At 28.5% G+C, this 24,501-nt stretch carries 24 protein-coding genes; 8 read left to right on the top strand and 16 right to left on the bottom strand.

Features of this window, described 5'->3' with window-relative positions:
* Nucleotides 1-39 precede the first annotated feature (39 nt).
* The 10 genes from hydF to NON08_RS10260 all read right to left on the bottom strand — a co-directional run bounded on the left by hydF (nt 40) and on the right by NON08_RS10260 (nt 10,470).
* Nucleotides 40-1,227, bottom strand: coding sequence for a [FeFe] hydrogenase H-cluster maturation GTPase HydF (gene hydF / locus NON08_RS10215; RefSeq protein WP_256691469.1), 1,188 nt, complete (start codon nt 1,225-1,227; stop codon nt 40-42).
* Nucleotides 1,228-1,236: 9 nt separating this feature from the next.
* The gene (gene hydG / locus NON08_RS10220) at nt 1,237-2,628 is read right to left on the bottom strand and encodes a [FeFe] hydrogenase H-cluster radical SAM maturase HydG (RefSeq protein WP_256691470.1); all 1,392 of its coding nucleotides are present in this window, start codon (nt 2,626-2,628) and stop codon (nt 1,237-1,239) included.
* Complete coding sequence (gene hydE / locus NON08_RS10225) at nt 2,613-3,659, bottom strand: [FeFe] hydrogenase H-cluster radical SAM maturase HydE (protein ID WP_256691471.1); 1,047 nt, start codon at nt 3,657-3,659, stop codon at nt 2,613-2,615. Before hydE ends, hydG begins: the two co-directional genes overlap by 16 nt.
* Nucleotides 3,660-3,734: 75 nt before the next feature.
* A complete protein-coding gene (gene asnA / locus NON08_RS10230; RefSeq protein WP_256691852.1) occupies nt 3,735-4,718 on the bottom strand; it encodes an aspartate--ammonia ligase in 984 nt (327 codons plus the stop codon).
* 353 nt (nt 4,719-5,071) lie between these two features.
* The gene (locus NON08_RS10235) at nt 5,072-5,788 is read right to left on the bottom strand and encodes an HAD family hydrolase (protein WP_256691472.1); all 717 of its coding nucleotides are present in this window, start codon (nt 5,786-5,788) and stop codon (nt 5,072-5,074) included.
* 25 nt (nt 5,789-5,813) lie between these two features.
* Nucleotides 5,814-6,626, bottom strand: a complete 813-nt coding sequence (locus NON08_RS10240; RefSeq protein WP_256691474.1) for a purine-nucleoside phosphorylase — start codon at nt 6,624-6,626, stop codon at nt 5,814-5,816.
* Between the two features lie 64 nt (nt 6,627-6,690).
* Entirely contained in the window at nt 6,691-7,647 is a 957-nt protein-coding gene (locus NON08_RS10245; protein WP_256691476.1) for a nitronate monooxygenase, read from the bottom strand.
* 17 nt (nt 7,648-7,664) lie between these two features.
* Nucleotides 7,665-8,414 (bottom strand): phosphatase, encoded by a 750-nt coding sequence (locus tag NON08_RS10250; protein ID WP_256691477.1) that lies wholly within the window; start codon nt 8,412-8,414, stop codon nt 7,665-7,667.
* Between the two features lie 20 nt (nt 8,415-8,434).
* Nucleotides 8,435-9,595: a hypothetical protein gene (locus tag NON08_RS10255; RefSeq protein ID WP_256691478.1), complete on the bottom strand. Its 1,161-nt coding sequence runs from the start codon at nt 9,593-9,595 to the stop codon at nt 8,435-8,437.
* Between the two features lie 53 nt (nt 9,596-9,648).
* Nucleotides 9,649-10,470 carry a MerR family transcriptional regulator gene (locus tag NON08_RS10260; RefSeq protein ID WP_256691479.1) on the bottom strand — a complete coding sequence of 274 codons (822 nt, stop codon included), beginning with the start codon at nt 10,468-10,470 and terminating at the stop codon, nt 9,649-9,651.
* An 86-nt stretch (nt 10,471-10,556) separates the two neighbouring features.
* Between NON08_RS10260 and NON08_RS10265 the strand changes: the two genes are divergently transcribed.
* Entirely contained in the window at nt 10,557-11,873 is a 1,317-nt protein-coding gene (locus NON08_RS10265) for an MATE family efflux transporter (protein ID WP_256691480.1), read from the top strand.
* Here the strand turns inward: NON08_RS10265 and NON08_RS10270 are convergent.
* Nucleotides 11,870-12,580 (bottom strand): 2-phosphosulfolactate phosphatase, encoded by a 711-nt coding sequence (locus NON08_RS10270; RefSeq protein WP_256691481.1) that lies wholly within the window; start codon nt 12,578-12,580, stop codon nt 11,870-11,872. The two genes, NON08_RS10265 and NON08_RS10270, sit on opposite strands and share 4 nt — an antisense overlap.
* A 102-nt stretch (nt 12,581-12,682) precedes the next feature.
* Here NON08_RS10270 and NON08_RS10275 point away from each other — a divergent pair, with 102 nt between their 5' ends.
* Nucleotides 12,683-13,735 carry an alanine racemase gene (locus tag NON08_RS10275; protein WP_256691483.1) on the top strand — a complete coding sequence of 351 codons (1,053 nt, stop codon included), beginning with the start codon at nt 12,683-12,685 and terminating at the stop codon, nt 13,733-13,735.
* Between the two features lie 62 nt (nt 13,736-13,797).
* On the top strand, nt 13,798-14,409 hold the full coding sequence (locus NON08_RS10280) for a nitroreductase family protein (protein ID WP_256691484.1): 612 nt from the start codon (nt 13,798-13,800) through the stop codon (nt 14,407-14,409).
* Between the two features lie 43 nt (nt 14,410-14,452).
* On the opposite strand, the gene NON08_RS10285 is transcribed toward NON08_RS10280, so the two are convergent.
* Together NON08_RS10285 and NON08_RS10290 are read right to left on the bottom strand one after the other, a co-directional pair.
* Complete coding sequence (locus NON08_RS10285; RefSeq protein ID WP_256691853.1) at nt 14,453-15,640, bottom strand: MalY/PatB family protein; 1,188 nt, start codon at nt 15,638-15,640, stop codon at nt 14,453-14,455.
* Between the two features lie 18 nt (nt 15,641-15,658).
* A complete protein-coding gene (locus tag NON08_RS10290; protein ID WP_256691485.1) occupies nt 15,659-16,234 on the bottom strand; it encodes a GNAT family N-acetyltransferase in 576 nt (191 codons plus the stop codon).
* Nucleotides 16,235-16,374: 140 nt separating this feature from the next.
* On the opposite strand from NON08_RS10290, the gene pncA reads away from it, so the two are divergent.
* Nucleotides 16,375-16,992 carry a bifunctional nicotinamidase/pyrazinamidase gene (pncA, locus tag NON08_RS10295; RefSeq protein ID WP_256691487.1) on the top strand — a complete coding sequence of 206 codons (618 nt, stop codon included), beginning with the start codon at nt 16,375-16,377 and terminating at the stop codon, nt 16,990-16,992.
* Between the two features lie 15 nt (nt 16,993-17,007).
* On the opposite strand, the gene NON08_RS10300 is transcribed toward pncA, so the two are convergent.
* On the bottom strand, nt 17,008-18,630 hold the full coding sequence (locus NON08_RS10300; protein ID WP_256691489.1) for a nitrite/sulfite reductase: 1,623 nt from the start codon (nt 18,628-18,630) through the stop codon (nt 17,008-17,010).
* Between the two features lie 162 nt (nt 18,631-18,792).
* On the opposite strand from NON08_RS10300, the gene NON08_RS10305 reads away from it, so the two are divergent.
* The gene (locus tag NON08_RS10305) at nt 18,793-19,911 is read left to right on the top strand and encodes an alanine racemase (protein WP_256691490.1); all 1,119 of its coding nucleotides are present in this window, start codon (nt 18,793-18,795) and stop codon (nt 19,909-19,911) included.
* A 75-nt stretch (nt 19,912-19,986) separates the two neighbouring features.
* Here NON08_RS10305 and NON08_RS10310 read toward each other — a convergent pair whose 3' ends face one another.
* Together NON08_RS10310 and lgt are read right to left on the bottom strand one after the other, a co-directional pair.
* Complete coding sequence (locus NON08_RS10310) at nt 19,987-20,397, bottom strand: META domain-containing protein (protein WP_256691491.1); 411 nt, start codon at nt 20,395-20,397, stop codon at nt 19,987-19,989.
* The gene (gene lgt / locus NON08_RS10315) at nt 20,397-21,269 is read right to left on the bottom strand and encodes a prolipoprotein diacylglyceryl transferase (RefSeq protein WP_256691492.1); all 873 of its coding nucleotides are present in this window, start codon (nt 21,267-21,269) and stop codon (nt 20,397-20,399) included. Before lgt ends, NON08_RS10310 begins: the two co-directional genes overlap by 1 nt.
* Nucleotides 21,270-21,524: 255 nt before the next feature.
* On the opposite strand from lgt, the gene NON08_RS10320 reads away from it, so the two are divergent.
* Genes NON08_RS10320 through panF form a run of 3 tightly spaced genes read left to right on the top strand, consistent with a single transcriptional unit; the run spans nt 21,525 to nt 24,486 of the window.
* On the top strand, nt 21,525-22,736 hold the full coding sequence (locus NON08_RS10320) for an FprA family A-type flavoprotein (RefSeq protein WP_256691493.1): 1,212 nt from the start codon (nt 21,525-21,527) through the stop codon (nt 22,734-22,736).
* A gap of 59 nt (nt 22,737-22,795) precedes the next feature.
* A complete protein-coding gene (locus tag NON08_RS10325; RefSeq protein WP_256691494.1) occupies nt 22,796-23,038 on the top strand; it encodes a YhdT family protein in 243 nt (80 codons plus the stop codon).
* Complete coding sequence (panF, locus tag NON08_RS10330) at nt 23,038-24,486, top strand: sodium/pantothenate symporter (RefSeq protein WP_256691495.1); 1,449 nt, start codon at nt 23,038-23,040, stop codon at nt 24,484-24,486. The genes NON08_RS10325 and panF overlap by 1 nt, the downstream gene beginning before the upstream one ends.
* Nucleotides 24,487-24,501 lie beyond the last annotated feature (15 nt).

Genomic DNA, 24,501 nt, shown 5'->3' on the forward strand with positions numbered 1-24,501 from the left:
AAAAGCTCTCTTTACTAAATCATTAGTAAAGAGAGCTTTTTATTTAAATATTTCTAAAGATTTATCTAAAATTCCAGTCACTTCTGCTATAACTAATCCATAGTTAGTTATAGCTACATTTGCAGACATCGATTCATCTATTCTACTTTGCATTAATTTTTTATTTATCATACATGCCCCACAATGAACTACCAAAGCATACTTTGATAAGTCTTCTGGAAAATCTTTTCCACCCATAAAAACAAATTCAATTTCTTTCCCAGTAAATTTTTTTATTAATTTTGGTATTTTCACTCTTCCTATATCTTCATGAGATGTATTGTGAGTACAAGTTTCTGCAATTAATATCTTATCTCCATGATTTAAAGATTTAAGTTTTTTTACACCTCTAACTAAATCCTCTAAATCTCCCTTTTGTCTAGCAAAAAGAATTGAAAAGCTTGTTAATTTAACTCTATTATTTAAAATTTTATCCACATTTTTAAAAGCTTGAGAATCTGTTACAACTAAATCAATATCTCTAATATCTTCCAAAGCACTTTCTAATTCAGTATCCCTTACAACATAACTTTTTATTCCATGGTCAAGACAATCTCTTATAAGTTGAACTTGAGGGAGTATTAATCTTCCTTTAGGAGCTTCTGAATCCACAGGTACAACCATCAAAACTTTTCCATCATAGGGAACTAAATCTCCTAAAAGTTTAGGCTCTTCTTTTTCTTTTTTTATCTCTTTTAAAATATTCTCTTTTAACTTCAAAATCGAATCTCTATCTTTAGTTGAAACAAAAATAGCTTTTGGAAAAACTCCTCTTATAATCTCTTTTTCATCCTTCGATAAAAGGTCCTCTTTATTTAATACAAATATAAATGGAATATTATATTTTTTCAACTGATGTTCTTGTTCTTTATAAAATTCTATATCAATTTTTGTAGCATCCATAACTAAAATGGCGAAATCAGTTCTTTTTAATTCTTCTAAAGTTTTTTTTACTCTTAACTTTCCAAGAGGTGTATTATCCTCTAATCCAGCAGTATCTATAAATAATACTGGCCCAAATGGTAAAAATTCCATAGCTTTTACTACAGAATCAGTTGTAGTTCCTTCAATTTCTGAAACTATCGCTATATTTTGCTCTGTAATAGCATTTAAAAGAGACGATTTTCCAGAGTTAGTTTTTCCAAAAATCCCTATATGCAACCTATTTGAATTTGGGGTATTTTTCATAAGCTCCTCCTAAAGATACAAATCTCTCTCTCCATTTTTTATTTTTTCTAATTTCTCTAAAGTTAATATTTTAATATCTTCTCTTTTTATATTTTCTATCTCTCTTGCTATAACTTTTTCAACTTTTTCTGTTAATTCTAAATCTCCATAATCCACAGCATATTCCATTAAAGTCAACAATGCATTTGGTGAACAAACATTTTGAATATTTCCACTTTTAGCTAATTGCATAAATCTATCTCCTGTTCTTCCCATTCTATAGCATGCTGTACAATAACTTGGTATACAATCTTGATCTAAAAGTTCTTTCAGTACCTCTAAAGGTGTTCTATGATCAGCTAACTCAAATTGTGTCTGAGTTTTACCTTCTTCTCTGTCTGTATATCCTCCAACATCAGCAGAAGATCCTGCACTTATTTGAGAAATTCCATATTTTATTAACTCTCTTCTTAACTCAGCAGTTTCTCTCGTTGAAAGAATCATTCCAGTAAATGGAACAGCTAATCTTATTATGGCCACAATATTTCTAAATGTATCATCATCTATTTGATGAGGATATTCATCTAAACTCATTCCTTCAGCTTTTTTTATTCTAGGTACAGATATTGTATGGAATCCTACTCCATAATGCTTTTCTAAATATTCATTATGCATCATTAACGCTATAATTTCAAATTTATAATCTGCTAATCCAAAAAGAACTCCTGCACCAACATCATCTATTCCACCTTCCATTGCTCTATTAAAAGCAGTTAAATGATATTCATAATCTCCTTTTAGAGATTTAGGATGAACTTTCTCATAAGTTGGCTTATGATATGTTTCTTGAAATAAAATATATGTCCCTATTTCAGCATCTTTTAATTTTTTATAATTTTCAACTGTTGTTGCTGCAATATTTACATTTATTCTTCTTATAGAACCATTTTCAAATTTAGTTGTATAAACTGCATCAATAGCTTCTACTACATAATCAATAGGTACATTTACAGGATCTTCTCCTAATTCTAAAGCAAGTCTTTTATGTCCCATTTTTTCCAATAATTTAACTTCATTTTGAATTTGCTCTCTAGTTAATTTTTTTCTTGGAAATTTATTGTCTCTTTTGTATCCACAATATGTGCAGTTATTTACGCAGTAATCACTCACATAAAGAGGTGCAAAAACAACTATTCTATTTCCATAAATTGATTTTTTTAACTCTCCTGCAATTTCATAAAGTCTTTTTTTTTGATTTTCATCTTTTATCTGTAAAAGAGATGCAACCTCTTTATGTGTTAATCCCTCTTTATTACTGGCTTTATCTAATATTCTATCTATCTCTTTATAATCTGTTATTTTAGATTCTTCTAATAGTTTTTCTATATACTCTTGATCAATAAAATTTATTTTCTTTTCCATCTGACATTATCTCCTCTTGTTAGTACTGGCTGAAAACCAGCTTCTAAAATGCTATTTTCAATTTTTAGTTTCTCTTCTGCTGATTCTTTTCCTAAAAAAACTTTTCCGTTGTACAAAGTATATTTTTTCCTGCATTCCATGGGAGAAAGATTAGGCATAATTACGTTAGCTCCTGCTTTAAACCCTTTTTCTCTTCCTTTAGGATCTATTGTTCCTAAAGCAGTTGTTGCTGGCAATAATACATCTGGTAAAAGAAGTCTTATTATTGCAAGTAAAGTAATGGTATCATAAGCAGTTCCTCCTTTTTCATTTTTTAAAGGAGTATCTTCATGTGGAATAAATGGACCTATCCCTACCATATGTGGCCTAAGTTCTTTTAAAAAAATTAAATCTTTAGCGTAGTCTATCAGTTTTAAATTGGGTAATCCTATTAAAAAACCGCTTCCCACTTGATATCCTATTGCTTTAAGAGATTCTAAACATTTTTTTCTATTATCTAAAGACATACTTGGGTGAAGTTCTTTATAAAGTTTTTCATTCACTGTTTCATGCCTCAATAAGTATCTATCTGCTCCTGCTTCATACAATCTTTTAAAAGACTCTTCTCCTCTTTCACCAAGGGAAAGGGTAATAGCTATATCTGAATATTTATTTTTTAAAGTTTTTATTATACTTTCTAAAAGTTCATCAGAAAAATAACTATCTTCTCCGCCTTGAAAAACAAAGGTCCTATATCCTAGGGAATATCCTCTATAACAACATTCTAAAATTTCATCTTTAGACAATCTATATCTATTAGCTTTTTTATTAGAAGCCCTAATACCACAGTAAAAACAATCGTACTTACATATATTAGAAATTTCTATTAATCCTCTAAAAAAAACAGTATTTCCATAATATTGTTTTCTTACTTCATATGCTTTATCTATTAAATAATCTCTATCCTCTTCTGTTAGATTAGTAAGTAATATCTCTAACTCTTCTTGTGATAAATCATTTTCCATAGATAATTTATCTATTAAATACCTCACCCTTCACCTCCAAAAGTATACAATATACCAATTATATACCCTTTTTATCCAGAAAGACAAGTTTATTTTTTCTTTTTATAACAATGGAATATTTTTAGCTTTACATTCCTCTATCACTTCTTGTGGCCATAAAGAGGCCTGAACTTCTCCTATATGTAATTTATCTAAGAAGAATAGGCATAATCTTGATTGACCAATTCCCCCACCTATTGTATATGGTAACTCTCCTGCTAAAAGTTTTTTATGAAACTCTAACTCTTTTCTTCCTTCTGCTCCTGCTATCTCCAATTGCTTGGCTAAAGATTCTTCTGATACACGAATTCCCATTGATGATAACTCTAAACCTATTTTTAACGGTTCATAATATACGATTATATCTCCGTTTAAATCCCAATCATCATAATCAGGTGCTCTTCCATCATGTTTCTCTCCTGACTCTAAAACCTTTCCTATTTCACTTATAAATATTGCTCCATGTCTTTTTGCATGTTCATGCTCTCTTTCTTTTGGAGTTAATTCTGGATATAGCTTTTCTAATTCTTGTGAAGTTATAAAAGTTATTTCTTCTGGTAATTTTTTTGAAAGTTGAGGATAGATATCTCTAATATAACTTTCTGTATCTTTTAATGAACTATATATTTTTTTTACAGTTTCTTGTAAAGTTTCAGTTGTTCTATCGTCCTTTTCTAAAACTTTTTCCCAGTCCCATTGATCTACATAATATGAGTGAATCGGACTTAAATCTTCATCTCTCCTAATTGCGTTCATATCTGTATAGAGACCTTTTCCAGAGTTAAAACCATATTTATGAAGAGCCATTCTTTTCCATTTTGCTAAAGAGTGAACTATCACTGCATCTTGTTTACACTTTGTATCAAAAGCTACAGCTCTTTCAATACCATTTAAATCATCATTTAAACCACTTTCAGGTGTCACGAATAAAGGTGCTGAAACTCTTGTTAAATCAAGCTTTTTAGCTAAATCTCTTTCAAAGAAATCCTTTACTTCTTTAATTGCAATCTCTGTTTCCATGATATCTAACTTTGTCTTATACATAATACTACCTCCAATTTTTTTATAAAAATAAAAAACTCTTAACATCTCCATTAGCGGAAATAGTTAAGAGTTCTAATTTAACATTATATAATACATCTACTTAAAGATGCACATAAATAAATTTACTTAAATCAAATAAATCTACCTAAATTAAATTTAAATTCTTTTTTATTTCAAGATAACGGAAATTATTCATCACAAATTTCAATAAATTATTATTGTTATTATTGTTATTATTATTACAATTATAATTATTATTATTGAAATTTATAGACATAACTTCCTCCTCTTTTTAAAAATTTATTTTTATTATTGGACTAATAATAAAACTTTTTTGTAAAAATGTCAAGTTTTTTTTATAAAATTTCTACATCTGCTGAAACTTTATAAATAACGTCTTTTCTTTCTACAAATATTTCAGTTTTATTTTTTAAATTTTCTTCTGTTTTTATTTTTAACAATAACTCTCTCGATGGGTTTATAGCTCTAGGATGTCCTACAAGATTAAGCATACTATAGTCTCCATTCGTGTCTCCATATGCATAGCTTTCTGCTAAATCAATATCATATTTTTCACAAAAATTGTTTATTGCTATCATTTTATTTTTCGAATCCCACATTGGTGAAATATCCCCTGAAAGCTTTCCATCTTCAAAATGATATATTGATCCACAGTAGTCATCTGCTCCCCATTTTTTAGCCATTCTTGAAACTAAAAAATCTGGACTTCCAGAGATAAAAATTACTTTATGTCCTTGTTCTTTATGCCATTTTATCATATCTCTTGTAAATTTATATACTCTATTTCCTTTCAACTCTAATACTTGATCAGAAATAAAATCATTATACTGAAGTGATAGTCCCTTTATTGCATCTACATATGTTGTTGTTATCTCTTCTAAATATTTATCATAATCCCCAACTCTTTCATCCCATTTCTTAAAAGCATCTTTTACTTTTAACTCGTACTCTCTTATATCAAGTAATTCATACTTTATTAGTTTTTTAAAATGTTCTGTTAATAATGAATTTCTATAAATTGTTCCATCAATATCAAAAAATGCTGCTTTCATAATTATACCTCCTGCGAGTCTGCTATTATAATTCTTTTACTGTTTCAGCAATCCATTTACAAAATCTTTCTCCTGTTTGGTTTGCTATTTCTACAACCTCTTCATGTGAATGTGGTTTAGTAGCTATTCCAGTAGCCATATTAGTTATACAAGATATTCCCAATATTTTAATTCCTAAATAATTAGCTACTATTGATTCTGGAACTGTAGACATTCCAACTGCTGATGCTCCCATTGTCATCATCATTTTCACTTCTGCAGCTGTTTCATATGTTGGACCTGAAGACCCTAAATATACTCCCTCTTCAAATTCAATATTCAATCTGTTAGCTACATCTTTAGCTTTTACAATTAAATCTTTATTGTATGTTTCTGACATATCTGGGAATCTTGGTCCAAACCTTTCGTCATTTGATCCAATTAATGGATTTGTTCCAAAAAAGTTTATATGATCATTAATTATCATTAATGTTCCTGGCTTAAAATCTCTATTTGCTCCACCTGCTGCATTACTCACAATCATTGTCTCTATTCCAAATTTCTTAAATACATATTGAGGATAAGTAACCTCTTTCATATTATACCCTTCATAGTAGTGAAATCTTCCTTTCATTACTAAAACTTCAACATTATTTATTGTACCAAAAACTAATTCTCCTGCATGTCCTGCTACTGTTGAAACTGGAAAGTTTGGAATATCTTTATATGGTATTATAACCTTATTCTCAACATATTCTACTAATCCACCTAACCCAGATCCTAAAATTATTGCTATTTTAGGTCTATTTATAACCTTAGAATTTAAAAACTCTACCGTTTCCATTACTTTATTATACATATATTTTCTCCCCTTTATTTTAGATAAAAAGGGTAGATCCCTCCACCCTTGTATTGCTTCACTATTAGAAAGTTATTTTTGAAATTGTTTCATCTAATCTTACTTTTTCCTCTTTTAACTCTCTCATTAGCTTATCTACAATCTCTTGGCAACTTAAAGCTTCTTTTACTAACCCTGCAACTTGTCCAGACATAACACTTCCATTTTCTACATCTCCATCTACAACCGCTAATCTAAGCTTCCCTTTTCCTAAATCCTCAATTTCCTGTTTTGGAGCTCCTTTTACTTCTAATTCTAAAATTGCTTTAGCAAATTTATTATTCAATACCCTAACAGGGTGTCCTGTATAATTTCCAGTCGTAACTGTTGATCTATCTTTAGCTTTTAATACTAAATTTTTATAATTTTCGTGAACATCACATTCATGAGCTACGATAAAGATAGTTCCCACTTGAACTGCTTCTCCACCTAAAGCTAATGCTGCTAAAAATTGTTCTCCACTAGCAATTCCTCCAGCAACTACAACTGGTATAGAAACTTCTCTTGCAACTTGTGTAGCTAAAGACATTGTTGTTATTTCCCCTATATGTCCACCTGCTTCTAATCCTTCTGCTACAACTGCGTCTGCTCCTATTTTTTCCATTCTTTTTGCTAATGCCACAGATGCTACAACTGGTATTACCTTTATTCCTGCTGCTTTTAATTTTTCCATATATACTCCAGGATTTCCAGCACCTGTTGTTACTACTTTAACTCCCTCTTCTATGCAAACATCTATTTGTTCAGCAACACTTTCCATCATTAACATTAAATTAACACCAAAAGGATTATCCGTTATAGACTTTGCCTTCTTAATTTCTTGTCTTAATATCTCTGGAGGCATTCCTCCACCTGCTATTATCCCTAATCCACCTGCTTTAGACACATGTCCTGCTAAGTTTCCATTTGATATCCACGCCATCGCTCCTTGGATAATCGGATATTTAATTCCTAATAATTCACATATTCTATTTTTTTGCATCTTCTTTCCTCCCAAAATTAAGAATTAACATCTATTGACCTTAACTCTTGTCTCAGCTTTAAAAATTTCTCAAAAGTTTCTTTTGAACTATTTATTATTAAATCCTCTGGATAATTTACTTCTTCTAATAGTTCAATAGCTCTTTGAAACTCTCCTATATGACCAGAATAATGAGCATCTGTTCCTAAAGATATGTAACATCTCTCTTTTTTTGCTAGTTCCAGCATTTTTTTACAGTTTTTCTTTGAACCAACTCTTGTGATTGTTCCTAAGGAAGTATTATTAACTTCTAAAGCTACATTATTTTCTTTAGCTACTTTTACTATTCTCTCATAGTCTACTGGAAAAATTGGATTTCCCAGATGAACTATTATATCAGCTTTTTGCTTTTTTATCAAATTCAATATAGCTGTTGTGTTTTTCTCAATATTACTTATATCTCCATACTCATCTACAGTATGGAAACCAGCTAAAACTAACTCCATTTTTTCATAAATTTTTTGATTTATATCTAACGTCCCATTTTCATCTAGTATATTAGCTTCCACACTTTTTATTACCCTTACACCTTCTATTATATCAGGAAGAATAGCTATATTTACAAGATGCCACCAATGTGGAGTATCTTGCAAAGCCGGTCCATGGTTAGTTATCGCTATTATATCCATATTTTTTTTTGCTGCTGCTTTTATATTTTCTTCTAATGTACTAAATGCATGAGGATTTACATTTGTATGTATATGTAAATCAATTTTATATTCTTTCATTTTATATGTCCTCCATAAATTTATACAAATATCGTATATAAAATATTTGCAACTACTCCTGCGACAATTCCTCCAATTGTATGACTAAAAATAGCCTTACCCGTTAATTTTCTATACCCTAGACTATCCATCATAGCAACATGAGTACTTAAATATCCACTCCATGTCATTCCCATGGCTGTAAAAACAGCAATCTCTCTTGACGTTATAGCTTTATCAATAATAAACTGAGGAACTAATCCTAAGGCAGCTCCTACAGCTCCTAATGATGTTATTGGAAACGCTAATGCTTTAGCACTTGTAAAACCAAATAAAGGCTTTAAAATAAATTGTAACTTTTCTCCTATATATGGTAGTAAAGCTATACCTTGATAAGCTTCTCCCGTATATCCTTGAGCTCCCGGTCCATTAGTTAATAATAGCACTGTGGTACAAATTATTAAAACTCCAGGTATTATCTCCATACCCATTTGTACTCCATTTTTTCCACCTTCTAAAAGTGCCTCTAGTAATCTTTCAAGTATATTTCCATCTCTAATATCTCTGTATTCAAAAAAATCAGAAACTGTAGATCCATCTTCTAAATCTTCTTTTGTTTCATGAAAAACTTTTTTAGTAAAATTAATCATCAGATTTACACTTACAATACTTCCTACAAAAGCTCCTAAATTTCCTAAAATAACTGGAAATACTAAGTTTTCATTCATACTTCCACTTTGTGCGATCATAAATGTAGAAACTATAAATCCCATTCCAAAAGATGTTCCTAAATTTGTTAAAGCTGGTAATTGGTATTTTTTAAAATATTTAGTAAAACCTTTATCTGCAGATAAGCTCAATATTGCTGGATTATCAGAAATATATGTTGTTAAAATTCCCAATGCAGCAGCTCCAGGTAACCTATATAATGGTTTCATCAATGGTGATAATAATTTATTTAATATAGCAATTACTCCAAACTCTGATAAAATGCCTGCAAATGCTCCTGCTATAACCGATACTCCCATTATGAAAAACACTGTATTTAACAATAAATCATGTGCAGTTTTTATTATGGTGTTAATCATATTAATTCCACCCATTTTACTAGATGCTAAATAGATTAATGTAGAAAGTATTGCAATACACACAACGCCCTCTAAACCCATAGCTTTTTTTCTTCTTGATTTTTTTGCATCCATATTTTTTTCTCCTCTTTATCTCTTTACTACCCTATAGAATATCCTAATTTTTATTATTTTTCAATTTTTTTTATAGGAATATATATATCTACTATACCTCCAAAGCCAGTTTCAAGAGGAACAACTACTTCATTTCCAATCTCTATCGAATCACCAACTATTTCATATTGATTATCTTTTATAAATTTATATAAATTTTCATAGGTCAATTTAATCATATCAAAAGTTGCTTTATGTCTTAACATTACACAATTTTGACTTTTCAAAATCTCTTCACCTACTATTGAATATCCATCAGAAATATGTATGCCAATCTTATCTAAAAGAAGTTTTGATCCTTCATATAAATTATCTTTTTTAACTGTTGATATATATATTATTTCTTTTATCCCATTTTTATTGCCTAACCTTTGTAATTTATCATAAGTTTCTGCAATCTCTTTTTCATCCAGTGGATTTTTTATTTTTATAAAATAAACTTTTTTTTCTTTTTGTAAAACAACTTTAACTTTTTCTTCTAAGTTAATCTGCATATCTTTTAAACATTCTATTTTTTCATTTATAGTATTTTTACTTTTTACTAATTCATTTATTTTTCTATCAATATCATGAATTTTTTCTTCTAAAAATTTTATATTTTCTAAAGGTTTTTTCACTTTTATATATTTTTTTATTTCATCTAAAGAAAATCCTGCTTCTTTTAAAGTTAAAATAAAAAACAAATCCCAAATTTGAGAATTTGAATAATATCTATAGCTATTTTCTTCATCTATATATTCTGGAATTAATATCCCTTTTTTATGATAAAAAATAAGTGTTTGTTTAGAAATATTTACAATCTTAGCTAATTCAGAAATTTTATATCTATTTTTCATATTTTCTCCTTGACATTATACTTAAGTATATAGTTTATAATATCACATATAGATATTTATTAATATTATTTTATAGAGGAGAAAAAATGGTACAAAATATTACTCTTGAAAATGGATGTGTAAAAAAATTATTTTTTAAATTTGCAATACCTAGTATTTTAGGAATGCTCATTGTTTCTTTACAAATTATGGTCGATGGACTATTTTTGAGTAAAGGTGTTGGATCAAATGGATTAGCAGCAGTTAATCTTTCTATGCCACTTATTAACCTTTTACTTAGTATTGCTCTTATGATTTGTATTGGAGGAGGTGTTCTTGTGGGAATAGCTTCTGGAAATAAAGATTATGATAGGGCTAAAGGTTTAACTAGCTTAACTTTGATTTTACTACTATCAGTATTATTAATTATCTCAATCGGCTTATTACTAAATTTTGAGACCGTTATAAAACTTTTAGGGACTGATTCAGAAACATATTTCCTAGTAAAAGGATATCTTGCAATCCTTATTCCTGGTTCTATTTTTTTTAGCATGCCTATTTTTACAGAGACTTTCGTTAGAATCGCAGGAAAACCAAATCAAGTTTTTATAAGTGGATCAATTTGTTTTATAGTGAATGTTTTTTTAGATTATATTTTTGTTATAACACTAGGAATGGGTATGGAAGGTGCCGCAATAGCTTCATGTTTTGCTAATATGTTTGGTGCTTTATCTCTATTTTATCATATTGAATTTGGAAAAATAATTGGAACTTTTAAAGATATTAAAGAAATTTTTTATAATGGAAGTTCAGAGATGCTAACAGTTATTTCAAGTGCTATTACTACTTATATTTTTAATATTATAATAATGAAAAATATAGGTGTTCTTGGAGTTTCTGCTTTAACAATTGTTTTTTATATCAATTCAATTGTTAATATATCTTTATATGGCTTATCTCAAGCTTTACAACCTATTATTTCTTATAATTTAGGTGCTAATAGAATTGATAAAATCAAAGATGTTTTGAAAATTGCTTTAAAATCTGGTGCTTCTATTGGTTTAATTACATTCATTGTTATGCATATTTTTGGTGATAAAATCGTTCATCTTTTTTCCAATGGAAATAAAGAGTTAGCCAATTTAACAAATAAAGCTGTGTTCTTCTTCACATTTGCGTATTTACTATCATTTATTAATATAATTTCTAGTAGCTTTCATACTTCTATCGAAAAACCCTTTGAATCTGCATTTATTTCCTGTGGTCGTTCTATAATATTTGTTTTGATTCCATTATTTACTTTACCCTTTTTTGTTGGTGAAATTGGCATTTGGTTAGCTATTCCTATTGCTGAACTTATTTGTCTTACTGTCAGCATACCTTTAATGAAAAAATCATTAAAAAGACTTCCTCTTAATATCTAAGAGGAAGTCTTTATTTTTCCTGCTATATAAAATGGAACTACATTACAAATATCTATTTTGGTGCAATATTCTAAGTCATCTTTATAACCAATTTTTTTTAAATAATCATAGTGTTTACTTCCCTCTAATACCTTAGTTATTCCTGGAGAATATCTAGCTAATTTTTCTAAAGATAAAACAAAGTCATCCATTTCCACTTTTAATTTATCACTTATTTTTTGCGTGATTATTCCAGCACATAAACTATCATCTAATGAAAATTTATCATCTGTTCCTGAGCATAAAATTATAATATCCTTCGTATCTAACAAAAGTTTATTTACAACAGCAGAAATATTCAAATAACAAGCTATATATAAATTATCTCCATCAATAGAATTTTCTATTGCTCTTGTTCCATTGCTAGTTGTCATGTAAATCTCTTTTCCTTCTACTTTTTCTTTTGTAAATTCTAGAGGAGAATTCCCAAAATCAAATCCTAAAATTTTCATTCCTTTTCTTTCTCCAGCCAAAAGTCCATTTTGACTTAACTTACATTTATCTCTAGCATCTTCAATTTCTTTAAAGGGATATATACATTTTGCACCATTTTCTAAAGCTGTTACCATAACAGTTGTGGCCCTTAAAACATCTATTACAACAACATTTTTACCTTTAAAACTTCTTCCAAGAGCTTCTTTTGCTGATTTTAAAATTTCAATTTTCATAATATCATCTCCTTTTTCGTTATTTTATAATATTTTTTTTGAAATTTAAAGAATTATATGGTAATAATAACAATATAGATTTATAAAACAGGGGGAATTTTAATGGGTAAAGATAGTTTTTATATAAAACTTGTTAGAGATAATATAATTCATAATTTCAATTATATCAAAATGAGCACTCAAAAAGAAATCATAGCTGTTGTTAAAGCAAATGCTTATGGTCATGGTTTAAAAGAAGTAGTTCCTATTTTGGTGGACGCTGGATGTACTTATTTTGCTGTTGCTAGAGAGTCAGAGGCTTTTGAAATACTTTCATTAAACATCTCCAAAATTAAAATTTTAATTTTTGAAACTATTGAAAATTTCTCTCTTTTAAAAAATTTTAAAAATTTAGAAATGGTTGTAAATAGTATAGAGGAACTTCAAGAGTTGATTAGAATTAAAGTAGATCCTTTACAACTCCATTTAAAATTTGATTTTGGTTTTGCTAGAAATGGTTTTACTGAAAAGGAGATTGAAGTTGTTAAAAATATTATTATAAATAATAATATCCATTTTCAAGGAGCTATGACTCATTTTTTTAGTTCCAATACTGAAGAAACTATTAGCGTACAAAATAAATTTTTAGATTCAATTGAATACATTGGTAAAGAGTACTTTAATATTATTCACTCTCAAAATAGTGCTGCAACTCTTTTGGGATTAGGTGACGGTTCTACCCATGTAAGATGTGGAATTAGCTTACTGGGGATGCTAGATCCTGGAATTTATAATAATAATATCAAACGTTCTTGGTCTCTTTCCGGCCCCATATATGATATAAAAGATTTTTCAAGTTTAAATTTTATTGGATACGAACGTATTAAAAATATACCCGTAGAAAACTATCATAAGGTTGCTAAAATTAAACTTGGATATGGTGATGGCTTTTCTAAAAAAAATACAAATATTTTATGTCATGTAAATAGTAAAGAGTTTCCTATCATTCATATTAGTATGGATACTTCTTTTATTCTTGTTGATGATTCCATAAAAACAGGAGATTTAGTTGAAGTTTATAGAGATTTTGAAAAATCTAATGACTTTTTGAAAATGGATCACTATGAATATACTACCCTTATTAATAACAGAATTCCACGAGTTGTTATTAAATAATTAAAAAAGATTTTTCCCTCAACATTGGTATAATAAATTAAGTATCTTGTGGAGGTGTTAATATGAATTTTAAAGACGTTGTTACCAAAAGAAGAAGTGTTAATTTTTTTGATCCAAATAAAGAGCTTGATTTAAAACTTTTTGAAGAGATTATAAATGAAGCAGTTCTAGCTCCTTCTGCCTTTAATCTGCAACCATGGGAAATTATTGCCGTTCGATCTTCTGAAGCTAAAGAAAAACTATTTACAGCTTGTAATCAGCCTAAGATAAAAGAAGCATCTATGACTCTTATATTAGTTGGAGATACTTTTGGATATGGTAGGGATAATCCTATGTGGAATATTAAAATTGATTTAGGATTAAAAGAAGAAAAAGTTGGGCAACTTATTAATATGTGTGAAACTGTTTTATACCCTACTGAAGTTAAAAGAAATGCTATGGCTGTAAGAGACGTATCTCTTTTAGCTATGACTTTAATGCTTTGTGCCAAAGATCACGGTGTTGATACTCATCCTATGATTGGTTTTAACGAAGAAAAAGTTAAGGAATTGTTTAATATTGATGAGGATAAAACTGTTGTAATGTTACTATCAATAGGATATTTTGATGAAACTAAGACTCTTAACCCAAGAGAAAAAAGACTTAATTTCAATGAAATTTGTACAGTTGTATAAAATAAAAAGCAAGGAAATTTCTACTTCCTTGCTTTTCTTTATTTTAATAATTTTTTAGCGCTCTCTCTATTCTTTCTAAAGCTTTTTCTAAAATAGATCTATGACAAGCAAAATTTAATCTTATAAATCCAACTCCCTCATTTCCAAAAATTTCTCCACCATCTATTACAATTTTAGCTTCTTGTTCTAACTTAACTTTTAATTCTTCATTTGTTAAATTTAATGATCTTAAATCTATCCAAGCCAAATATGTTCCTTCTAAAGGTAAGCATTTTATTTTAGGCAATTTTTCTTCTAAATATTTTTTTAAATATAGATAATTTTCTTCTAAATACACTATTAGATTTTCTAGCCATTTTTCACCCTCAGCAGAATAACAACATTCAACTCCTATTGCTCCAAAAATATTTGGAGATGGTTTTGAACCAACTTTAAGCATTTCATTTATGAATTTTTCTCTTAAGTTATTGTTTGGAATAATTATATTTGATGCCTTTAATCCTGCTAAATTAAATGTTTTACTTATTGAAGTACAAACTACCAAATAATTTTTTATATCATCATTTAAAGTTCCCATCGATGTGAAATTATTATTAAATAGTATTAAATCGCTATGAATTTCATCTGAAATTAATATTTTTTTATATTTTAAACACAATGTTACAATTCTTTCTAACTCATCTTTTTTCCAAACTCTTCCAACTGGGTTATGAGGATTACATAAAATCATCATTTTATTTTTAGGTTCTTTTAATTTTTCTTCTAAATCATCAAAATCCATCTCATATCTATCACCTATTAATTTTAATGGATTATTTATTACATTTCTTGCATTAAGTTCTACTGAACCTCTAAATGGAGGATAAACTGGATTTTGAACTATCACTCCGTCTCCAACTTCAGTAAACGCTTTTACTGCATAACATAATGCTGGTACAACTCCACTTGTAGGAACTATCCACGATTGATTTATATCCCAATTATTTTTATTTTTTAACCAAAGTTTAATACTTTCAAAATAAGATTCTTTTGCAATATTATAACCAAATACCCCATGCTCAATTCTTTCTATTAAAGCTTTTTGAACAAATTCTGGAGCTTTAAAATCCATATCTGCAACCCACATAGGAATGCTACTTTCATCTACATAAGATGCCATTTCATACATTCCTTTCAAATCCCATTTTCTTGAATCGCTTCCTTTTCTTTCAACATAGTCATTAAAACTCATCACTTCACTTCCCCTTTATTAATTTATTCCAAACTCTTTAGGATATTCAACTAATCCCTTTACATTAGATAAAGCTCCTGGATAAAGTTCAATTGCCATAAAATTTTCATCTGGAACTTCAATAGGACAGTTTATTCCCCATTTCGAAGCAGGCTCATAACCAAATTTTTTATAATAATCTGGATGACCCAAAACCACAACTCCTTTATATCCTAAATCCTTTGCTATTTTATGTCCTTTTTCTACTAAACTTTTCCCTATACCTTTTTTTTGAAATCTTGGTAATACTGCTAATGGTGCTAAAGCTAATAAGGTTTCATTTCCTACTTTTACTTTTGTAAAAAGTATATATCCTACTATCATACCTTTAAATTTTGCAGTTAAAGATAACTCTTTTATAAATGCATCACTCTTTAATAGATCTTTTACCAATTTATGTTCATTGTGATCTGAAAACTTTTCTCTAATAAATGTTTTTTGTACCATTTCACAGACTAAATCCTCTTCTGTCATCTTTTTATATTTCTTTTTTTGAAAAATATAAACTGCTAAACTTCCTAGAACAAAAAATAGTACTCCTAATATTACGTTCATATTCCCCCTCCTAATTTTTTTATTATATATTTATATATACCATAATAGCAAATAGAAATCCTTTTTCCAAGTTGTTTTTAATTTACATTTTTTTATTTAACTGTTATACTGTGAAAAATACATTATTGGGAGGTTTTATCTTGAAAGCTTTGATTGTTGTTGATATTCAAAATGATTTTTGTGAAGGAGGATCTTTAGCTGTTAAAAATGCAGCTAGTATTATTCCAATAGCTAATAGGGTTATTAGTTATTTTGCTAAAAACAATGATTTTATTGTTGCCACAATGGATTGGCATCCATCTAACCACAAAAGTTTTGCTAAAAACTCCAACGGTATTGTAGGGGAGCTTGGCACTCTAAATAATCTCCCACAAATTTGGTGGCCTGAGCATTGTGTTCAAGAAAGTTTTGGAGCTGATTTTCATCCGAATCTTATAAAAATTGAAAATATTATTTATAAAGGAACTAATCCTGAAATAGATTCTTATAGCGGATTTTTTGATAATGGAAAATTAAAAAATACAGAACTTTTAAATCTTTTAAAAGCCAATAATATCTCTGAACTTTTTGTATTAGGTCTAGCTACAGATTATTGTGTTAAATATACTGTTTTAGACGCCTTAGAACTAGGATTTAAAGTTAGTGTTATTGAAGATGGATGCAAAGGTGTAAACTTATCATCAGAAGACTCTTTTAAAGCACTTAAAGAAATGGAAAAAAAAGGTGCAAAAATAATAAAAAGTGACGATTTAATATAATCGTCACTTTATTTTTTAAAACTCTTCTAATCTTCTTTCATACATATAATTACTAAAAGTAATATCATAAACTTGTAATACTTCTAGATAATCTCTAAATAAAGATTTTACAAGAAGTGGAATCTCATCTATTGGTAAAATTAAATTTGGAATTTCAAATGCTAATGATTGAATAGATTCTGTTAGAATACCTCCCATGTAAACTTGCATACAATCTACTAATTTATCATTTATCTTCTTTTTTAATCCTATAAATCCTAATGGTGCCACAGGCACTCCAGCACAAGAACTAGGACATCCTGAAATTCTAATATTTTTTGCTTCTTTAAATATTATTTTTCTATATTGAGGAAATTCTTTTGCAAGATCATCTAATTCGTCTCCTATTTCGTCAGCTATCGAAGCTGAATCTTGAACTCCAATCATACAAACTTTTGCCCCAACACACGCTCTAATTTGTCCTCTTATAGATATAGTTTGTGTTACTATTTCTGGAATTTGTTCATTTAAATATTTATAAATATAAGGAATAGCTGATCTATGAACTAATGGAATAACTAAATTTTGATTTATTGTAGCTCTTATTGTTGGAGTATTTATATCTTTCATTAACACATAAAGTTTTTCTATATCTGTTGCTGTTAAATCTCCATTTTTTACATATAAAACTAAAGAAACTACATCTTTGAATTTAGTATCTTTTGTACAAATATCTTTCCATAAATTGAATACCTCAGAATTTTCAACTGTATCAAAATGTTTTAACTCTCTTATTTTCTTTTCATAATTTATTTTAGATATTTTCCCATTTTTTATATTTTCTTTTTCAAAATAATCTAAATACAGTTTTTTAAAACCTTCAAATCCCATTTTTTCAACTAGAAATCTTAATCTAGCTTGCATTCTATTAACTCTATCTCCACGATCATAGAATAAATCTATTAAAGCTTTTACTGCTCTTAGTAAATCCTCTTCAGGCAAAAATTCTATTAAAACATGACCTATTTTACTTCCTCTTCCCATTCCTCCACCACAATAAACTTTAAATCCTCTTTCACCATTTATCTCTTTTGCTACAAATCCCATATCTTGAACAGCCATAACAAACTCGTCATCTAATGAATTTGAAAATCCAATTTTTAATTTTCTTCCAAAATCAAAAGCTTTATCCATGAAAAAGACTTCGTTTTCAACCATTCTAGCATACGGCATTACATCAAAAATATTTCTTTTATCCACTCCTGTATATGTTGAAACTAAAATACTTCTAAAAGTATTTCCACCTCCACCTCTAAAATACATCTCTTTTGAATTACACTGTTCTATTGTCTCTTTTACTTTTTCAAAATCAACTTCATGCAGTTGATAATTTTGTCTTGTAGAAAGATGCAAATACGGAATTTCTTCTCTCTCCATTATATTTGCCAATGATTTAAATTTCTCAATTGAAAGCTCTCCACCTACAGCTTTTAATCTTAACATCATTTTTTTACCTTTTTGCTCATAAATTCCAAATTTTGATCCTCTTTTTTTTAAATCTGCTGATTTTAAATTATTATTTGAGTATTCTGTTATACCTTCTTGAAGTTCTAAATATTCTTTTTCAATGTCTTTTAATTTTTCTTCAATTCTTTCCATTTCTTTACCTCTTTCTCAAAATTTAGTAATATCATTTTCTTCAAAATTTCTTCTTTTTTCCTTTTTAATAAATTTTTAATTTATTTTTTTAAAAAAATAAAGTTTGACTTTAATTTGTATTTAGTGTATATTTTATTAGAAATTAAATTGGAGGTTTTTATTATGAATAAAAAAAATATAGCATCACTTACAACGCCTAGTTTTTTGGTTAATCTTTCTACTCTTGAAAATAATATAAATAAATATCAAAAATTAGCTGATGAAAACTCTGTTGAATTGTTTCCAATGTTAAAAACTCATAAAAGTAGTGAAATCACAAAAATGCAAATTGATAAAGGTGCAAAAGGAGTTTTAGTTGGTACTTTAGATGAAGCTGAAAAAGTTATCAAAAAAAGTGGAGTTAAAAAAGTTATGCTTGCTTATCCTGTTATTGGAGATACGAATTTAGATAGAGTAATCAATCTTAGCAAAGAATGTGATCTTTTTGTTGCTTTTGACAATGAAATTCCTGCGATAGAACTTTCTAAAAAATTAAATAATACTAAAATTAATTATCAGATAATTATAAATAGTGGTCTAAATAGATTTGGAGTTTCTCCTGAGGATAGTGTTTTACTATACAATACACTAAAAAAATATCCAAATCTTGTTTTTAAAGGAATTTCAACTCACACAGGACAAGTTTATGGTTTTTCTAAAGATTATATAAATAAAATAACTGAAAAAGAGATTAGTACAATGACTTTAGCAAAAAAGCTTTTAATTGAAAATGGAGCTGACGTTGAATTTGTAGCTACTGGAACCACTCCTACCTTTGAAAGTGCTATTAAATCATCTGAAATAACAATTTCTAGACCTGGAAACTATGTATTTTTTGATGCAATACAAGTTGCATTAGGTGCTGCTACAGAAGATGATTGTGCATTAAGTGTTCTAGCTACAGTGGTATCTCATCCTTCTGAAGATTTATTTATCTTAGATTGTGGTAGCAAATGTTTAGGTCTTGATCAAGGAGCTCACGGTAATTCATTAACTAAAGGATTTGGAATAATTAAAAATCATCCTGAACTTACTATTATTGGTTTATCTGAAGAAGTTGCAAAAGTAAAAAAGGAAGGATCTACAACTCTAAAAATTGGTGATAAAATTGAGATTATACCTAATCACTCTTGTTCTGCTGCTAATATGACAAATTATTTAATTGGTCATAGATCTGGAGTTATTGAAAAGATTATTGAAGTTGATATTAGAGGTAATTCTAGAAAGATTTGTATTGATTAATTACTTTTTAATATTCTCTATTTATTTTATAAAAATATAAAAGGCGAAAAAATTTTCGCCTTTTTCTTTATATCATTATTTTAAACTTTTATTAATTTTTTTGTTTTCCTTATATTGTAAAGTTGATCCATCTTTTAAAGTAAAAATTAATATATCATCTTCTATTCTAACTGTTTCAACTGTATCTAATTTTTGTAAATATTCTGTTTCCATTTTCATAACTTTATCTGATCCAGCCATTAAAGTTGATCCTAATTTTTCTAATTTTATTTTATTTCCTTTTTTCTCATATCTTCCAAAATAATTATTCAGTCCAGAGAATCCATAAAAGTTATGTTCGTCAAAACCTATTAATACATTTGGAATAGAATTTTCTTGAATCAAAATATATTCCTTTCCTACTAATCTTTTATTTTTTGTTGTTAAGCTTGAACATCCTCCAAATAAAACTGAAATCATTAATAGTAGTCCTAAGATTTTCTTCATTATTTATCACTCCCTGATTTTTTATTAATAACTATTATAATTATTGTAGCAATTAACAACATTATAAAACTCACAACATGTGGGGCTCTAAAACCATATAACATTAAATCTTCTGCTCTAAAGAAACTTACAATTATACGATTTATACTATAAATTATTATATATGCCCACCATATAGTTCCTGTAGCATAGTTTTTATTTCTCATAAAGAAATACAAAAAAAAGAAACCAATAAAATTAAGTCCTGCTTCATATAGCATTGCTGGATGAAGTGGTAAATTTGGAAATTCTGCTCCTGCTGGGGATGATGTTGGGAATACTAATCCCCAAGGTACTAACTCTTTATATTGTGCTTTTTCAGATAAACTCATCAAATTATAATTATTATACCATTGGTAAAAACTTGGCTTTAAATTAAATATTACTTTTAACGGTGTAAAAGTAGGTACTCCATGAACTTCTCCATTTGCTAAATTTCCAAATCTTCCAATTCCTTGTCCTAGAAGAAGTAATGGTGCTACCATATCTCCTAATAAAAAAGGGTTTAATTTTTTTCTATGTGCGTATATTAGAGTTCCTATAAATCCTCCTAATATACCACCATGAATTGCCATTCCACCTTTCCACACAGCTATTATATCTTGTGGGTGAGAAAAATAATAACTATAGTTAAATAATACATAGTATAATCTTCCTCCTAATAAACCTGATAACATAGCTACAAAAGCATAGTCTTCTATAACATTTTTTGTAATTCCTTTTTTAACAGCTTCTTTTTTTAATAGCTCTATTCCTATAAAAAACGCTATTGCATAGCATAGTCCATAATAGCTTAATTTAAAACTTCCTATTTGTAAAAATATTGGATTCATATAAAATCTCCCTATTTGTAATTTTTGTGTATCTAGCTTTAGATTGATTATATCACCACTTGTAATTTTCGTAAAACTTTTTTTATTTTTTTCTACATTATTTAATTATCCACTGTGCTTTTTATATTTTTTTTGTATAGTTTTTGTTAACCTATATTTAATTATTGTTTATTTTTGCAATTATAGTTGAATTTTTAGAAGTTTTAGATTAAAATATAGTGAGTTAATATATATTAAAATATCAAGGAGGAAAATATGCATTATCATGCGCCTATTACAGAAAAAGTTTTCTGGATTGGAACTAACGATAGAAAAACTGAAAGATTTGAAAATTACTTGCCATTACCGCAAGGTGTTGCTTATAACTCGTACTTAATAAACGATGAAAAAACTTGTATAATTGATACAGTTGACTTCTCTACTGCTGGGTTATTTATTGAAAAGATAAATGGAATATTAAAAGGAAAGGCTCTAGATTACATTATAGTTAATCATATGGAGCCAGATCACTCTGGTTCTTTAGGTGAAGTTATGGCTCACTTCCCTGAAGCTAAACTTATTGGAAACGTAATCACATTAAAGATGATTAAAGCTTTTATTCCTGATTTTGATGAATCAAAATTTATATGTATAAAAGAAGGAGATCAGTTAAGTTTAGGTCATCATACTTTAACTTTTGCTATGGTCCCTATGGTTCACTGGCCTGAATCAATGGTTACATACGATATGACTGATAAAATTTTATTCTCTAATGACGCTTTTGGAAGTTTCGGAACTTTAGATGGTGGAATTTTTGACGACGAAATTAACTTCTCTTTTTATGAAGATGAGATGAGAAGATATTACTCTAATATTGTAGGGAAATATGGTCCTCAAGTTTTAAATGCTATAAATAAATTAGGAGGACTTGAAATAAAATATATTTGTCCTTCACATGGAATTTTATGGAGAAAAGATATCTCTGTTGTTATTAATCACTTTGCAAATTGGGCAAGTTTTACCCCTGAAGAAGAAGGAGTTGTAATTGTTTACGGTACTCTTTATGGAACAACTGCAAAAATGGCAAATGTTATTGCTAGAGAACTAGCTTGGAATGGAATTAAAAATATAAAAATATACGATGCTTCAAAAACTGATCACTCTTATATTATTAGCGATATTTGGAAATATAAAGGGCTTATTATTGGATCTGCAGCTCATAACAATGATGTTTATCCTGTTTTACAAGGACTTTTACATAAATTAAGAAATTACGGTTTAAAAAATAGATATCTTGGAATTTTCGGAAATATGCTATGGAGCGGTGGAGGAGTAAGAGGAATACAGGCTTTTGCTGATGCTCTTCCTGGTTTAGAGGTTATTGCTGATGCTGTTGAAGCTAAGGGAGAACCAACTCTAGAGGATCAAAGAAAATTAGAAAATATTGCTAAAGCTATGGCTGAAAAATTAAAAAGCGAGAGACAATAGTATCTAAAACTTTAAAGAGAGCATACTCTGCTCTCTTTTTTTACGTTGAGGAGGTTTTTATGAGTAAAAATATTAAACAAATTAATAAGGAAGCAATTATAACATGCATTTTATATTTATTTTATTTTTGTTGGTGGTATTATTTTGCATACATATATAAAGTAGATACCAACAAATTTATTTGGGGCTTACCTAGTTGGTTTTTTTATTCATGTGTTTTGGGTTTAATTGTTATAAATATCTTAGTTTTTATAGCTGTTAAACTTTTTTTCAAAGATATTAATTTAGATCAGGAGGATTAATGCTTATACTTTTACCTATTATTCTATATCTTTTTTTAATGTTAGGAGTTGCTTGGAAAGTTAACAAAATCAAAAATAATGGTGAAGTTAATTTTATGGAGGAATATTTTATTGGTAGTCGAAATATGGGTGGATTTGTTCTTGCCATGACTATTATAGCCACTTATATTGGAGCAAGCTCTTTTATTGGTGGTCCTGGTGTAGCCTATAAACTTGGCCTTGGATGGGTTTTATTGGCTTGCATTCAAACTCCTACTGCATTTTTAACTTTGGGCATACTTGGAAAACGTTTGGCTATAATATCTCGTAAAATTGGAGGTCTTACAATTACTGATCTACTTCGAGCAAGATATAAAAACGATATTGTAGTTATTTTAGGCTCTGTCATTATGTTAGTTTTCTTTATAGGTACAGTTGTTGCTAACTTTGTAGGAGGTGCTAGACTTTTTGAAAGTGTAACTGGTCTTCCATATATTGTAGGATTAATTATTTTCTCCTTTGTTATAATAACGTATACTACTATTGGTGGTTTTAGAGCTGTTGCTTTAACCGATGCTATTCAAGGTGGAGTTATGTTAATTGCCTCAGGAATTCTATTTGTTACACTTTTAAAAACTGGTGGCGGAATGGAAAATATAATGAGAACTATTGAACATACAAACCCAGCACTATTGACACCTGATTCTGGTGGAGCTATCGCTAAACCTTTTATTCTTTCCTTTTGGATGCTAGTTGGTGTTGCAATTTTAGGATTACCTGCAACTTCTGTTCGATGCATGGGATTCAAAGATAGCAAATCTATGCATAATGCAATGATTATTGGAACTTCTGTTGTAGGAATTTTAATGCTTATTATGCATCTTATTGGCGTAATGGGAGTGGCAATACTTCCTGGGATAACTATTGGAGATAAAATTATTCCAACTTTAGCTATTTCAAAACTTCATCCTATTTTAGCAGGAGTATTTATTGGTGGCCCTTTAGCTGCTATTATGTCAACAGTTGACTCCTTTTTAATTTTATCTTCTGCTACTATTGTTAAAGATTTATACATTAACTATATTAATCCAAATCCAGGAGATAGAAAAATTAAAAAATTATCACTATTTACTTCACTTTTTATAGGTATAATTGTTTTTCTTCTATCTCTTGATCCACCAGATCTTTTAGTTTGGATAAATCTTTTTGCTTTAGCTGGTCAAGAAGCTGCATTTTTTTGTCCGATTATTATGGGGTTATATTGGAAAAGAGCTAATGCTTTAGGTGCTATTTCATCTATGATTTTTGGAGTAGCTTCGTATATATATTTTTCTGTATTTAAAATTACTTTTTCTGGGCTACATCAAATTGTACCAGTTATTATTATGAGTTTAATAGTATTTATCTTAGGGTCTCTTTTTGGAGAGAAACCAGATGATGAAACTATCGATATTTTTTTCAATCTTTAAAAATAAAATGCTCGA

Origin of the sequence: Cetobacterium sp. NK01 (genome assembly GCF_024506395.1) — a bacterium.
GTDB lineage: Bacteria > Fusobacteriota > Fusobacteriia > Fusobacteriales > Fusobacteriaceae > Cetobacterium_A > Cetobacterium_A somerae_A.

Excerpts from the sequence above, each read along its gene's own strand:
- hydF (WP_256691469.1), bottom strand. The coding sequence starts at position 1,227 with ATGAAAAATACCCCAAATTCAAATAGGTTGCATATAGGGATTTTTGGA.
- hydG (WP_256691470.1), bottom strand. The coding sequence starts at position 2,628 with ATGGAAAAGAAAATAAATTTTATTGATCAAGAGTATATAGAAAAACTA.
- NON08_RS10235 (WP_256691472.1), bottom strand. The coding sequence starts at position 5,788 with ATGAAAGCAGCATTTTTTGATATTGATGGAACAATTTATAGAAATTCA.
- NON08_RS10240 (WP_256691474.1), bottom strand. The coding sequence starts at position 6,626 with ATGTATAATAAAGTAATGGAAACGGTAGAGTTTTTAAATTCTAAGGTT.
- NON08_RS10245 (WP_256691476.1), bottom strand. The coding sequence starts at position 7,647 with ATGCAAAAAAATAGAATATGTGAATTATTAGGAATTAAATATCCGATT.
- NON08_RS10250 (WP_256691477.1), bottom strand. The coding sequence starts at position 8,414 with ATGAAAGAATATAAAATTGATTTACATATACATACAAATGTAAATCCT.
- NON08_RS10255 (WP_256691478.1), bottom strand. The coding sequence starts at position 9,595 with ATGGATGCAAAAAAATCAAGAAGAAAAAAAGCTATGGGTTTAGAGGGC.
- NON08_RS10260 (WP_256691479.1), bottom strand. The coding sequence starts at position 10,470 with ATGAAAAATAGATATAAAATTTCTGAATTAGCTAAGATTGTAAATATT.
- NON08_RS10265 (WP_256691480.1), top strand. The coding sequence starts at position 10,557 with ATGGTACAAAATATTACTCTTGAAAATGGATGTGTAAAAAAATTATTT.
- NON08_RS10270 (WP_256691481.1), bottom strand. The coding sequence starts at position 12,580 with ATGAAAATTGAAATTTTAAAATCAGCAAAAGAAGCTCTTGGAAGAAGT.
- NON08_RS10275 (WP_256691483.1), top strand. The coding sequence starts at position 12,683 with ATGGGTAAAGATAGTTTTTATATAAAACTTGTTAGAGATAATATAATT.
- NON08_RS10280 (WP_256691484.1), top strand. The coding sequence starts at position 13,798 with ATGAATTTTAAAGACGTTGTTACCAAAAGAAGAAGTGTTAATTTTTTT.
- NON08_RS10285 (WP_256691853.1), bottom strand. The coding sequence starts at position 15,640 with ATGAGTTTTAATGACTATGTTGAAAGAAAAGGAAGCGATTCAAGAAAA.
- NON08_RS10290 (WP_256691485.1), bottom strand. The coding sequence starts at position 16,234 with ATGAACGTAATATTAGGAGTACTATTTTTTGTTCTAGGAAGTTTAGCA.
- NON08_RS10300 (WP_256691489.1), bottom strand. The coding sequence starts at position 18,630 with ATGGAAAGAATTGAAGAAAAATTAAAAGACATTGAAAAAGAATATTTA.
- NON08_RS10305 (WP_256691490.1), top strand. The coding sequence starts at position 18,793 with ATGAATAAAAAAAATATAGCATCACTTACAACGCCTAGTTTTTTGGTT.
- NON08_RS10310 (WP_256691491.1), bottom strand. The coding sequence starts at position 20,397 with ATGAAGAAAATCTTAGGACTACTATTAATGATTTCAGTTTTATTTGGA.
- lgt (WP_256691492.1), bottom strand. The coding sequence starts at position 21,269 with ATGAATCCAATATTTTTACAAATAGGAAGTTTTAAATTAAGCTATTAT.
- NON08_RS10320 (WP_256691493.1), top strand. The coding sequence starts at position 21,525 with ATGCATTATCATGCGCCTATTACAGAAAAAGTTTTCTGGATTGGAACT.
- NON08_RS10325 (WP_256691494.1), top strand. The coding sequence starts at position 22,796 with ATGAGTAAAAATATTAAACAAATTAATAAGGAAGCAATTATAACATGC.
- panF (WP_256691495.1), top strand. The coding sequence starts at position 23,038 with ATGCTTATACTTTTACCTATTATTCTATATCTTTTTTTAATGTTAGGA.